The organism is Arthrobacter sp. NPDC058288 (genome assembly GCF_042880995.1).
In the GTDB taxonomy this organism is placed as follows: domain Bacteria; phylum Actinomycetota; class Actinomycetes; order Actinomycetales; family Micrococcaceae; genus Arthrobacter.
This window is the reverse complement of record NZ_JBHVYH010000004.1, coordinates 126,784-138,984: the sequence shown is the minus strand read 5'-3', so window position 1 is coordinate 138,984 and position 12,201 is coordinate 126,784. Positions and strand designations below refer to the sequence as shown.

Here is a 12,201-nt window from a genome sequence, read left to right as displayed (position 1 = left end):
GATCTGGGCATCTACGAAAAACGGACGGCTCCTCCATGTGCCTCCCGTTCCCGCAGTCTGGTCAGTCCCCAATGATCCAGATGGAGAATCCCATGAAGAGAATCCTCGCAACTGCCGGAATAGCAGGCATTGCGCTAATAGGCGTCACGGCTCCGGCAAATGCCGGCGACAAGGGCGATGACGGCGACAAAAAAGTCAGCATTTGCCACGCCACCGGCTCAGAATCAAACCCGTACGTTCACATCACGGTCAGCGAAAACGCGGTGAACGGAAATGGCGGCCATGCCTCGCATGAGGGCGACATCATTCCGGCCCCGGCGGCCGGCTGTCCTAGTGGTGAAGGACACGGCGGAGGCGGCGGCAAGGATGATGACTGGAGCCACGGCCCCGACAAGATCACCATCTGCCACGCCACGGGATCTGAAAAGAACCCGTACGTCATCATCACCATTCCGGAAAAGGCCTGGTGGAACGGCCACAAGGACGGACACAACGGCCGAGCCGACATCTACCCGGTCCCCGCCGGCGGTTGCGTCGCAGAGGAAGAGGAAGAAAAGCCGCCTGTCGTTGTACCGCCCGTTGTGGTCCCACCGGTCGTCACTCCGCCGGAGGTAACTCCCCCGGCAGTGGTACCGCCTGCCGTGACTCCGCCGGCAGTGACTCCGCCGGCGCAAACTCCGGCCGGCGCCGCAGCGGCGCCCGTCGGCGCGGCGGCAGCAGTAGTACCGGTGGTCAACCGCGGGTTCAACGCCCAGACAGCTGCCGGAAGCCAGCCCGATACCGGAATGCCGGCCTGGTTCGGCGGCCTGGCGGCCCTCCTTGGGGCAACGGGGCTCATCGCCCTGAGGCAGCGGGGACGCCTGCAGGACGCGCCCGGATCCAAGTAAGGCCGATCCTGCGGTGAGGACGGGCATCCGCCGCCATGGTGCGATGCCCGTCCACACCACTATCTACGGAGGAGTCCCGATGCCCCTGGTGGACAAGTTTCCGTCGCTCAGGCGCCGTTCGCTCAACCGCGGCGACCGGCTACTGCTGCTCGCCGGCGTCGTGGCCTTCTTCGTCCTGACATTCCTGCCGGGAATCGTATCTGCCGGGAACACCTCCGGCGGAGCCGGACTCCATCTGGAGGCTGCGCCTTATTCGCGGGCCGCCGGCCCGGCTTCACCCGGCCATGCCGTCCCGCCTGACACTTTCGCATGGAGCGGCAAGGGCTCGGCGCAACACGGCGGCAACGGATCCGCCATGGCCGCGCCCGCAGCACAGCAACCGCCGCAAAACATTCCCCATTACCCGCCGGCCTCCGCGCCCACCAGGATCGTGTATCCCGCTGCCGGGCTGGACGTCACCATCCATCCACTGACCCCGACGCCGGAGGAACTGGATTCCCAGGCGATCGTGCCGCCGATAACCGTTGACGGCTACTGGGTAACGAACTTCGGCATGCCGGGCGCCGGGTCCACCAACACCACCTACATCCTCGGCCATAGCTGGGAGGGCCGCGACGCTCCATTCAACCGACTGAGCGCGGCGAGCACCCCGGGAGATATCTTCGAAGCCACCACAGCCAGCGGTACCATGCGTTATCGGGTGGAATCGGTGGACACCTATGTGAAGTCGAGCCTGAAGGACAGCCCGATCTGGACCGGCGTTCCCAACCGGCTGGTCCTCATCAGTTGCTACACCGAAGATCCCTGGGGCAAGAACGTGGTGGTAGTCGCCTCCCCCGTCCCGGATCCCTGACGCCGGCGACGGCGGCACTCGGCCGCCGTCGCCGTCGTACGTTGCGGGTTCCAACGGCGACTGTGTTACTCGCTGCGGTGCCGTCCGTGCGTTGCGATATAGTCAGCCGCCGCGCGCTGCAGCTTCCGTTCCTTGGCCAACCGGCGCCGGAGGGACGTGAGTTCCCCGCTGACGCGTGACTGTTCGGCAGCGATCTCCCGCTGTTCCGCCGACTGCGCCTGGACCGCACGCAAAGCCTCTGCCAGCTGGAGCTGCTGCTCCGCCAGCAACTGCTGGGTCTGGAGCAGGAGGGGCACGACGTCGGCGGCTTCGGGCCGGGGCTCGGCCACCAGGGTGCGGGCACGCGACCGGTAGCCTTCCCTCACGCCGGCCGGGGAATCGCTGCCGGGGCTGCCGTTATCCTCAGCTGGGGCGTTGCGGTCCTGCCGTGCCGCTTCCGGGAAGCGTGACTCGTGGGCGCGCTGCCTGCTCAGGACCTCGATGAACTCCCGGTCGAGGTCCACGATGCCCGGACCGCCGGCGGTGCCGGTGGTGTCATTCGTGGGCTCGGCGTCGTTCGCGGTTGTCGCGTTGTTCGCGGGCTGGGCACCGTTGGCGGATGCCGCCGGCACAATGTCCACGGTGCGGCGAAGCGGCTGTTCCTTGATGAAGAGGATCGCCACAAGGGCGATGATGCCGATGGCTGCGGAGATCAGGAAGATCTCGGCTGTTGCGTCGCCGTAGGCTGCCCGCATGATGTCCCTGATCGGGGCCGGCATGTCCTGGAGGTCCATGCTGGCTCCCGCGGACCCGCCGTTGGTTGGAATCCCTGCCGCGGCAAGTCCTTCGGTAGCCAGTTCCTTGACGCGGTTGGCCAGCACTGCCCCCAGCACTGACACTCCGATCGCGCCGCCCACCGAACGGAAGAACGCCACGGAAGCGCTGGCCGTGCCGATATCGGTGGCGCGGACGGTGTTCTGAACCGCCAGGACGAGGTTCTGCATCAGCAGGCCGAGCCCGAGGCCCAGAACTGCCGTGTACAGGCCTGTCAGCCAGAGTTCGGTGGTGTGGTCGATGGTTCCGGCCAGGCCCAGTCCGCCGATCAACAGGATGGAGCCGGCAATCAGGTAGCGCTTCCACTTGCCGGTGCGGCTGATCAGCTGGCCTGACAGGACGGACCCAATGAGGTTGCCGGCGATCATGGGCAGCGTCAGCAGGCCCGCTTCGGTGGGGGTGGCCCCGCGGGCCACCTGGAAGTACTGGCCTAGGAAGGCGGAGGATCCGAACATGCCGACGCCTACTGCGACCGAAGCGAGGATGGCCAGTGCCGTGGTGCGTTCGCTGATGATCTTGAGCGGGATGATGGGCTGCTCCACCTTGGACTCCACCACCACGAGGAGAGCCAGGAGCACCACGCCGCCGCCCACCATGGCGGCTGTCTGCCAGGACCACCAGTCGTAGTAGTCCGGGTTGCCGGCGAAGGAGACCCAGATCAGCAGCAGGCTGACGCCTGAAGTAAGCAGGATGGAACCCAGCCAGTCGATCTTCGCGTGGCGCTTGACGTGGGGAAGCTTCAGTGTGATTTGCAGCAGGATGAGTGCGATGACCGCCAGCGGGACGCAGACAAAGAAGGTCCAGCGCCAGCCGAGCGGGCTGTCCACGATGAATCCGCCCAGCAGCGGGCCGCCGGCGGTGCCCACGGCCATCACGCCGCCCATGTAGCCGGAGTATTTGCCGCGGTCCCGGGGCGGAATGATGGAACCGATGATGGCCTGCGCCAGCGCTGTGAGTCCGCCCATGGCGACACCCTGGATGACGCGGGCGGTCAGCAGCAGCGGGATCGTTTCGGACAGGCCCGCCATGACGGAACCGGCCACGAAGATCACAATGCTCAGCTGGACGAGAAGCTTCTTGTCGAAGAGGTCGGCGAGCTTGCCCCAGATCGGCGTGGTGGCCGCGTTGGCCAGGAGGGCCGCCGTGATGACCCAGGCGAAGTCCGTCTGGGTGCCCTTGAGCTCGGACATGATCGTCGGCAGCGCGTTGGCCACGATGGTGCTGCTGATGATCGCGGTGAAGAATGCCGCCAGCAGGCCGGTGAGTGCCTCCATGATCTGGCGGTGGCTCATCGCAGCTTGGGGTGCGGGTGCGGGTGCGGGTGCGTGCGGCTGCGGGGATGACAGCGGTGGTGTCGTGGACAAGGCCCGGGAGGGACCGGTGGCTGTAGCGTGGCTTGCCATGTGCAGCTCCTAAACGATTGGAATGATTTCGGTGGATCCGGCCGTCTTTGCCCGGGCTGAGTCCCTGAGGGATTCAGCGAGTTTTCTCAGGGTTTTTGCGGTTTCTTCGGCGTCGGCCTGGCTCCAGTCCTGCAGGTAGCCCTGGAGCGTTGCCGTGCGCTGCTGTTCTATATCGCGCAGCTTGGCCGCCCCGGCCTCCGATAACGCCACCAGCTGCGCACGCCCGTCCTCCGGATCTGGCCGGCGGACAACGAGGCCATGCTCTTCAAGATCGGCAATGTGCCGGCTGAGGACGGGAGCGCTGACACCGAGCCTCGCGGCGAGGTGCGTGGCCCTGGACTCCCCCTCCCCCACGAAGCGGAGGACGCCCTGGAGCGCCACCCCCGTTTCCTGCCCGCGCATGCTTGAGACGGCGACGCAGCGGACCGCCCGCTGGAGGTCGAAGATCTGGTAGACGAGATCGGCCGCGGTTTCTGGTGCAACTGCCATGCTGAATAAACCCCTTTGCTTGCCTTAGGCAACCATATCTCAAAATGGTTGCTTTGGGAAACTAAGGAAGAGGAGGGGTGATAGTCCAACCGTTAAACGCCCAGCGCGAACGGACACATGAGGCCCCAATTCCAAGTGGAAATGGGGCCTTAAGTGTCCGTTCGCGCTATGTGGCGGGGTGTGCTGAGTGGGCGGTTAGACGTCCAGGTGGGTGGGGCCGAACATCTTGAGCAGGGTTTCGACCACGACGACGTTCGGTCCGTCCGCGGCGAAGCCCGCCTTCAGTGCGTCCCCCACGTTCTCCGGAGCCACCCGGACGGCCGGGACGCCAAAGGCTTCGGCGAGTTTGACGAAGTCGGGGCGGGCCAGCTCGGTGGCGGTGGCCTTGCCGAACGCACCCACCATGTACTCGCGCAGGATGCCGTAGCCGCCGTCGTCCACGATCAGCCAGGTGACCGGCACATTGTGTTGCTTGGCGGTGGCCAGTTCGGAGATGGAATACATGGCCGAACCGTCACCGGACACTGCGAGCACCCTGGCTGAAGGGCCGGATTTGCCGGTGGTCTCCAGCCCCACCGCGCCGCCGATGGCTGCGGGGAAGCCGAAGCCGAGGCCGCCGGCGCCCTGGGCAGAGTGGAACTGGCCCTCGCGGGCGTCCCAGCAGCTCCAGGCCCAGTACGCGGAAATGGTCATGTCCCAGAAGGTCTGCATCTGCGCGGGCACGGCCTCGCGGATGTCCGCCATGAATTTCAGTTCCTTGCCGAGATCCTGGGACTCCAGCCGGGCTTTGACCTTGGCCAGGGATTCCTTGACCAGCGCTTCCGGTGATACACCGTGCCAGTCGGGCCTGGTTTCGACGGGCTCTATCACCAGGGCAGCGTCCAGCGCAGCGAGGGCCTGGCCCGCGTCCGCGCGGATGCCCAGGCCGGGCCGGTTTGACTCCAGCACCCGGGGTTCGGCGTCGATCTGGATGATCCGGCCACGCGGTTCGAAGGTGAAGTAGTTGGACGTGACTTCGCCGAGCGAGGAGCCGATGACGATCAGCACGTCCGCGTCCTCGAGCAGGTCCGTCATATACCGGTCCTCGATCCAGGACTGCAGCGAAAGCTCGTGGTTCCACGGGAAAGCGCCATTGCCCCCGGGGGTGCAGATCACCGGCGCCCTGAGCTTTTCCGCGATCGAGAGCAGCGATTTCTCGGCCCGGCCGCGGCGCGTGCCGCCGCCTGCGATGATGGCCGGGCGTTCCGCCGTCGACAGCCATTTGACGGCCTCGCGGACAAGCTCCACCCGCGGCGGGTTGTCCGCCGCTTCGGCGAGGGCATCCTCCACCGGCGGGACCATGATGGGATCCAGCAGCACATTCTGCGGGATCTCCAGCCAGACAGGGCCCTGAGGGGAGGAGATCGCCTCGGTCCAGGCGTCCTGGATGGCCGACGGGATCCCCGAGGCGTGCTGGATCAACCGCTGGCTCTTGGTGACATTCGCGGCTGAGGCCTTCTGGTCATCAAGCTGGTGCAGCATGCCCTTGCGGCGGGCACCGAGTCCGTCCAGCGGAATCTGGCTGGCCACCACCACCATGGGCACACCCGTGGCGTATGCTTCCTGCAGCCCGGCCAGGGACGTCAGCGCACCCGGGCCGGTGGACAGGAACAGCACGCCCACCTCGCCCGTTGCACGCGAATACCCGTCGGCCGCGAACGCGGAATTGTTCTCCACCCGGGAGGACACGAAGTGCAGGTTTCCCCGGCCCATCGCGTCGAACAGGCCCAGCGCGTGCTGGCCCGGAATGCCGAAGACCGTCTTCGCCCCCAGCGCTTCAAGGGTCTCGACGACGAGGTCCCCGCCGTTGCGGACGCCGGTCATGGGGAGACGCCGGTGTCGACGCGCTGGGTAGTGCTCGCTGCGAAGCCTGCCTGGCGCCGTTCTTCCTGCCCGAGGGCCTGCGCCGCGTAGCCGTTGGGGGCGCCGAACCTGTTCCCCTCGACGGCGGAGTCGGCCATGAGCGTCACCAGTTCGTACGCGACATGGCTGGCCGCGACGCCTGTGATCTCCGCGTGGTCATAGGCCGGCGCCACCTCGACAATGTCCGCACCCACGAGGTTCATGCCACGGAAGCCACGAATGATCTCCAGCAGTTCACGGCTGGTGATGCCCCCGGCCTCAGGCGTGCCGGTGCCCGGGGCATGCGCGGGGTCCAGTACGTCGATGTCGACGGAGATGTACAGCGGCCTGTTGCCGATGCGTTCGCGGACCTTGGCCACGGTTTCCAGGACGCCCTGGTAGTAAACATCCGCGGAGGTGACGATGCCGAAGCCGAAGCGGTGGTCGTCGTCGAGGTCTTTCTTGCCGTACAGCGGGCCGCGGGTGCCGATGTGGCTGATGGCCTCGGTGTCCAGGATGCCTTCCTCGACGGCACGGCGGAACGGCGTGCCGTGGGTATATTCGGCGCCGAAGTACGTGTCCCAGGTGTCCAGGTGGGCATCGAAGTGCAGCATGGCCACCGGCTCACCGGCGCGCTCGGCAGCGGCCCGCAGCAATGGCAGCGCGATGGTGTGGTCCCCGCCAAGGGTGACCAGCTTGCTGCCGCCCGCTGTCAGGTCGAGCGCATTCTGCTGGATGGTTTCGATGGCCTCGTTGATATTGAACGGGTTGACGGCCATATCGCCGGCGTCCGCAACCTGGACGCTTTCGAACGGGCTGACGTCCCAGGCGGGGTTGTACGGGCGCAGCAGCCGGCTGGCCTCACGGACATGGTTGGCGCCGAAGCGGGCCCCCGGGCGGTAGGAGACACCCGAGTCGAAGGGCACTCCCACCACCGTGATGTCAGCCTTGGCCACCTGGTCCAGCCTCGGCAGGCGAGCATAGGTTGCGGCCCCTGCATAACGGGGAATACGGGATGAATCGATGGGGCCAAGGTTGCCGTTGGCCTCGATGCGCAGCTCTTCCAAAGGAACGCCTCTCCTTCGAGGATGGATCGGTAGTGTGACACCCATCATACACTCTGGTTTCCCATGGTGCATCAAGTGTTTACCAAAACAGCCCCGAAAGCCGGGTTCCTAGTCGATGGCGGACGGGCCCCGCTCCCCCGTGCGCACCCGGACAGCGTCGGAAACGGAAATGGTCCAGATTTTCCCGTCACCGAAGCGGCCGGTGCTGGCGCCGGCTTCGATGGCCGCCATCACGCCGTCCATGGCCTCCTCGGTCACCAGCACCTCCACCCGCGCCTTCGGCAGGAGGTCCGAGCTGTATTCGGTGCCGCGGTAGACCTCCACATGGCCGCGCTGCTGGCCGTAGCCGCTTGCCGGGCTCACCGTCATGCCGTTGACGCCGAACCCTTCAAGTGCGGCCCGGACCGTCTCGATCTTTTCCGGCCGGACGATGGCCGTGATGAGTTTCACGTCCGCACCCTGCCCCGCTCGGGCTGGCTCTGCACCGTGCCGCCCGCAGCCGTTTCCGCGACAGGATCCGCGGCCGCGTCTGCCGTAACGGACTTGGCGTGGTGTTCGCCGGGGTGGAAAGTCCCGCCCACCATAAGCAGCTCGTAGGCAGTTTCAGCATGCTCGGTGACATCGATGCCGGACCGTTCATTGGCTTCGGACACCCGCATACCCATCGTCTTGTGGATGGCGTATCCGATCAGGGTGGTCATGATGGCGCTCCAGGCCGTGACGATCAGCGCCGTGAGGATCTGGGGCCAGAACTGCGTCAGGCCTCCGCCATAGAAGAGTCCGCCCTCGGTCTTGGCGGACGGCACGGCGAAGAATCCCAGCGAGAGCGTGCCCCATAGTCCGCCAACGAAGTGCACAGCCACCACGTCAAGGGAGTCGTCGAGGCCGATCCTGAACTTGAGGCCCACTGCGAGCGCGCAGACCGCGCCAGCCACGGCCCCGATCAGGATGGCGCCCACAGGATCGACGAAGCCGCAGGCCGGAGTGACGGCAACCAGGCCCGCCACGGCACCCGATGCGGCACCGAGCGATGTGGCGTGGCCGTCCCGGAGCCGCTCGATGAGCAGCCAGCCGAGCAGGGCCGCGCTGGTGGCCAGCAGGGTGTTGGTCCAGGCCAGCCCGGCGATGGCATCGGCGGCGAGTTCAGAGCCCGCATTGAAGCCGAACCAGCCGAACCACAGAAGCCCAGCGCCGAGCATCACGAACGGCAGGTTGTGCGGGCGGATGTTGGGGTCCTTCATGAATCCAAGGCGCTTCCCCAGCACGACGGCGAGCATCAGCCCAGCGATGCCCGCGTTCATGTGCACCACAGTTCCGCCGGCGAAGTCGAGAGCGGAGATTTTGCTGCCCACGACGCCCGTAGCGCCGAAGAGTCCGCCGCCCCACACCCAGTGCGCGATCGGAGCGTAGACGAGGGTCACCCACAAGGCAGCGAAAAGCAGCCACGGTCCGAACCTGACCCGCTCGGCCACGGCCCCGCTGATCAGCGCGACAGTGATGATGGCGAACGTGGCCTGGAACCCGATAAAGACCATGTCCGGGAGCCCGGGCGCTTTGCCGCCGATGCTGCTGGCCAGTCCGCTCAGCCCGGGGTTGGCGAACGGATCCCCGACAAGCCCGGCCATGGTGTCGGGACCGAACGCCAGCCCGTAGCCCCACAGGGCCCAGACGACGGCAACAACACCCATGGCGCCGAAGCTCATCATCATGATGTTCAGGACGGACTTCATCCGCACCAGGCCACCGTAGAAGAAGGCCAGGCCGGGGGTCATGAGCAGGACCAGGGCGGAGGCCGCCAGCATCCAGGCCGTGGCGCCAGGATCCAGCGCCGTGGGATCCACTGCCATTCCCACATTGAGTAGAGAGATGTTCATTTCGGGAGCCTTCCTCAAGAAGAAGTGGCGCTCCTGGGCGCCGACTAAGGCGAGACCATTCAAAACAACGCGACAAGCTGATCGTTCCCCGAATCCGACGCTACGACGGCGGTGTTTCCGGCATGGCCGAGATGTTTTTCGGGGAGGTTAAACAACAGGTCCGGGCATGAATCCTGGGTTTCCGGCACATTTCCAAAATGTGACGTACATCTCACCATGCCGTGACGCCGGTCACGGACACCGTAAAGGTTTCGTTAAAGCCGGCATCCGCGCACTTTCCGGGGCCTACGCTCCAATCAGGAACAGCACCTGGCCGCCGACCGGCCGAAGGTACGCTGCGTGAAAGGATACCGTGACCACGCTCACCAGGCCGCCGGCCGACCCCTCGGACAGGTTCAATCGCAAGCCCCACGCGCTGCAGAGCTGGCTGCTTGAGGGCATGCCCGAAGGATCCGGCAAACGTCAGGGGCCGCACGGCCAGCCGCAGGCGAACCACAAACCCCAGCCCTGGTGGAAAGTCATGTGCCTGACGGGCGTCGACTATTTCTCAACCCTTGGCTACCAGCCGGCCATTGCCGCCCTCGCCGCAGGAATGGTCTCCCCGCTGGCCACCGTGGTCCTGGTGGCGGTGACGCTCCTCGGCGCCCTTCCGGTGTACCGCAGGGTGGCCTCGGAGAGTCCGCGCGGCGAAGGCTCCATTGCCATGCTGGAACGGCTTTTGCCGCGATGGGGCGGCAAGCTGTTCGTCCTGGCGCTCCTGGGATTCGCCGCCACGGACTTCATGATCACCATCACCCTCTCGGCCGCGGATGCCAGCGCCCATGCGATCGAAAACCCGTTCGCCCCGGACTTCCTGCACGGCCAGGAAGTGGCCATTACGCTGGGACTGATTGCCGGCCTGGGCATCGTATTCCTCCGCGGTTTCAAGGAAGCCATCAACGTGGCCGTCGTCCTGGTGGCAGTGTTCCTGCTTCTCAATGCGGTAGTGGTGCTGGTGGGCCTCGCGCATGTGTTCAGCGAAGCCCACGTGGTCACGGACTGGTGGGGCGCCCTCAACCAGCAGCACGGCAACCCGCTGGTGATGATCGGCATCGCCTTGCTCGTCTTCCCCAAACTCGCACTGGGCCTTTCGGGCTTCGAAACGGGAGTTGCCGTCATGCCCCAGATCCAGGGCAGCCCGGACGACACCGAGGCAAAGCCCGACGGGCGGATCCGTGGCGCGCACAAGCTCCTGACCACGGCCGCCGTGATCATGAGCGCGTTCCTCATCGCGTCCAGCTTCATCACCACGTTCCTGATCCCGGCAGCCGAGTTCCAGCCGGGGGGCAAGGCCAACGGCCGCGCCCTGGCCTTCCTGGCGCACCAGTACCTGGGCGACGGTTTCGGGACCGTGTACGACCTCAGCACCATTGCCATCCTCTGGTTCGCCGGGGCGTCCGCGATGGCGGGGCTCCTCAACCTGGTGCCACGCTACCTTCCGCGCTTTGGCATGGCGCCTGCCTGGACCCGGGCGGTTCGGCCGCTGGTACTGGTGTTCACCGCCGTCGCCTTCCTCATCACGGTGGTGTTTGACGCCAACGTCGAAGCACAGGGCGGCGCGTACGCTACCGGCGTGCTGGTGCTGATGACGTCCGCGTCCATCGCCGTCACGCTGTCCGCCCGGCGCCGGCACCAACGCGGCCGGACAGTCGCCTTCGGCGCAATCGCCGTCGTCTTTCTCTATACGACAGTGGCAAACGTGGTGGAGCGTCCCGATGGCCTGAAGATCGCGGCGCTGTTCATCCTCGGCATCGTGGTGGTCAGCTTCGCTTCCCGCGTCCGGCGGTCGTTCGAACTTCGCGCCACCCACATCCGGCTGGACGAACGGGCGTTGGAGTTCATGGCCGCCAGCGAAGAGGGGCCCATCCGGCTCATTGCGCACGAACCCAAACACCTCAGCGCAGCACGGTACCGGGCCAAGCTGGAGCACGCCCAGCTGGCCAACCACCTGCCCGTGGACAGCGATGCCATCTTCATCGAGATTCTGGTGGACGACAGTTCAGACTTCGAACAGGAACTCCTGGTCACCGGGAAGGTCCGGCACGGATTCCGCATCCTTGAGATCCACAGCAACAACGTGCCCAACACGCTGGCGGCCGTCCTGCTCCACCTTCGCGATGTCACGGGCCTGATGCCGCACATCTATTTCCGCTGGACCGAAGGGAATCCGCTGACCAACCTGACCCGGTTCCTCTTGTTCGGCGAGGGTGAGATCGCCCCTGTGACCCGGGAGGTTCTGCGCGAGGCCGAGCCGGACGTCACCCGCCGGCCCTGGGTCCACGTGGGCTAGCCGGCGGAGCAGCCCCGGCGGGTCAGCGGCTGGCGGCGGGGACCAGCACCCAGAGGACCTCGACGGCGTCGTCCGTAGGGTTGACCCAGGTGTGGGGCTCGCGGCCCGGGAAGGTGACGGTGTCGCCGGTGCTGAGCTCATATTCCTCGTTGGTCAGGATCAGCCGGATGCGGCCCCTGACCACGTGCAGGACGTCGACGTCACAGTCCACTGCATAGAGCTCCGATTCACCGCGGCCGCGCGGTTCGATCACGGCCTGGATGATCTGGACGCGCCGTTCGGAGCGGGCGGTAAGGAGGCGCTCGATGATGCCTTCGCCGCCCAGTGAAATCCGGGGGCCCTCATCCTTCTTGGTAAGGTGCGTTTCCGGTGCCGCGAAGAGGTCTCCGATGGAGATCGAGAGGACCTGGCAGAGCGTCACCAGGGAAGCCACCGACGGCGAGGTCAGGTCCCGTTCCACCCGGCTGAGGAAACCCTTGGTGAGGCCGGTGGCGTCCGCAACCTGCTCGATGGTGAGCCGCTGTGACTGGCGGGCAGCGCGGATGCGCGAACCGATGGCAACCGGAATGTTGCTCGGTTCAACTGGTAGAGCCTTCATTTACGAA

General features: G+C 66.1%; 10 protein-coding genes. 3 read left to right on the top strand and 7 right to left on the bottom strand.

All coding sequences use genetic code 11. The annotated features are described in order from the left end of the window. The first annotated feature begins 92 nt into the window (after positions 1–92). A complete protein-coding gene (locus tag ACFVWT_RS13275) occupies positions 93–887 on the top strand; it encodes a hypothetical protein (RefSeq protein ID WP_390248424.1) in 795 nt (264 codons plus the stop codon). A gap of 79 nt (positions 888–966) precedes the next feature. Beyond that, positions 967–1,740 carry a class F sortase gene (locus ACFVWT_RS13270; RefSeq protein ID WP_390248422.1) on the top strand — a complete coding sequence of 258 codons (774 nt, stop codon included), beginning with the start codon at positions 967–969 and terminating at the stop codon, positions 1,738–1,740. A gap of 65 nt (positions 1,741–1,805) precedes the next feature. Here the strand turns inward: ACFVWT_RS13270 and ACFVWT_RS13265 are convergent, their stop codons facing one another. The 6 genes from ACFVWT_RS13265 to ACFVWT_RS13240 form a co-directional block, all read right to left on the bottom strand. Then, positions 1,806–3,956 carry an MFS transporter gene (locus tag ACFVWT_RS13265; RefSeq protein ID WP_390248420.1) on the bottom strand — a complete coding sequence of 717 codons (2,151 nt, stop codon included), beginning with the start codon at positions 3,954–3,956 and terminating at the stop codon, positions 1,806–1,808. A 9-nt stretch (positions 3,957–3,965) separates the two neighbouring features. Further along, the gene (locus ACFVWT_RS13260) at positions 3,966–4,445 is read right to left on the bottom strand and encodes a MarR family winged helix-turn-helix transcriptional regulator (protein ID WP_390248418.1); all 480 of its coding nucleotides are present in this window, start codon (positions 4,443–4,445) and stop codon (positions 3,966–3,968) included. Between the two features lie 195 nt (positions 4,446–4,640). Continuing rightward, on the bottom strand, positions 4,641–6,308 hold the full coding sequence (locus tag ACFVWT_RS13255) for a thiamine pyrophosphate-binding protein (RefSeq protein WP_390248416.1): 1,668 nt from the start codon (positions 6,306–6,308) through the stop codon (positions 4,641–4,643). Beyond that, on the bottom strand, positions 6,305–7,393 hold the full coding sequence (speB, locus tag ACFVWT_RS13250; RefSeq protein ID WP_390248414.1) for an agmatinase: 1,089 nt from the start codon (positions 7,391–7,393) through the stop codon (positions 6,305–6,307). Before speB ends, ACFVWT_RS13255 begins: the two co-directional genes overlap by 4 nt. A gap of 108 nt (positions 7,394–7,501) precedes the next feature. Then, on the bottom strand, positions 7,502–7,843 hold the full coding sequence (locus ACFVWT_RS13245; RefSeq protein ID WP_390248412.1) for a P-II family nitrogen regulator: 342 nt from the start codon (positions 7,841–7,843) through the stop codon (positions 7,502–7,504). After that, positions 7,840–9,267: an ammonium transporter gene (locus tag ACFVWT_RS13240; RefSeq protein WP_390248410.1), complete on the bottom strand. Its 1,428-nt coding sequence runs from the start codon at positions 9,265–9,267 to the stop codon at positions 7,840–7,842. The genes ACFVWT_RS13245 and ACFVWT_RS13240 overlap by 4 nt, the downstream gene beginning before the upstream one ends. 352 nt (positions 9,268–9,619) lie before the next feature. Between ACFVWT_RS13240 and ACFVWT_RS13235 the strand changes: the two genes are divergently transcribed. Next, positions 9,620–11,596 carry an amino acid transporter gene (locus ACFVWT_RS13235; RefSeq protein ID WP_390248408.1) on the top strand — a complete coding sequence of 659 codons (1,977 nt, stop codon included), beginning with the start codon at positions 9,620–9,622 and terminating at the stop codon, positions 11,594–11,596. Between the two features lie 22 nt (positions 11,597–11,618). Here ACFVWT_RS13235 and ACFVWT_RS13230 read toward each other — a convergent pair whose 3' ends face one another. Further along, positions 11,619–12,194, bottom strand: a complete 576-nt coding sequence (locus tag ACFVWT_RS13230; RefSeq protein WP_390248406.1) for a helix-turn-helix domain-containing protein — start codon at positions 12,192–12,194, stop codon at positions 11,619–11,621. Positions 12,195–12,201 lie beyond the last annotated feature (7 nt).

Excerpts from the sequence above, each read along its gene's own strand:
- ACFVWT_RS13275 (WP_390248424.1), top strand. The coding sequence starts at position 93 with ATGAAGAGAATCCTCGCAACTGCCGGAATAGCAGGCATTGCGCTAATA.
- ACFVWT_RS13270 (WP_390248422.1), top strand. The coding sequence starts at position 967 with ATGCCCCTGGTGGACAAGTTTCCGTCGCTCAGGCGCCGTTCGCTCAAC.
- ACFVWT_RS13265 (WP_390248420.1), bottom strand. The coding sequence starts at position 3,956 with ATGGCAAGCCACGCTACAGCCACCGGTCCCTCCCGGGCCTTGTCCACG.
- ACFVWT_RS13260 (WP_390248418.1), bottom strand. The coding sequence starts at position 4,445 with ATGGCAGTTGCACCAGAAACCGCGGCCGATCTCGTCTACCAGATCTTC.
- ACFVWT_RS13255 (WP_390248416.1), bottom strand. The coding sequence starts at position 6,308 with ATGACCGGCGTCCGCAACGGCGGGGACCTCGTCGTCGAGACCCTTGAA.
- ACFVWT_RS13240 (WP_390248410.1), bottom strand. The coding sequence starts at position 9,267 with ATGAACATCTCTCTACTCAATGTGGGAATGGCAGTGGATCCCACGGCG.
- ACFVWT_RS13230 (WP_390248406.1), bottom strand. The coding sequence starts at position 12,194 with ATGAAGGCTCTACCAGTTGAACCGAGCAACATTCCGGTTGCCATCGGT.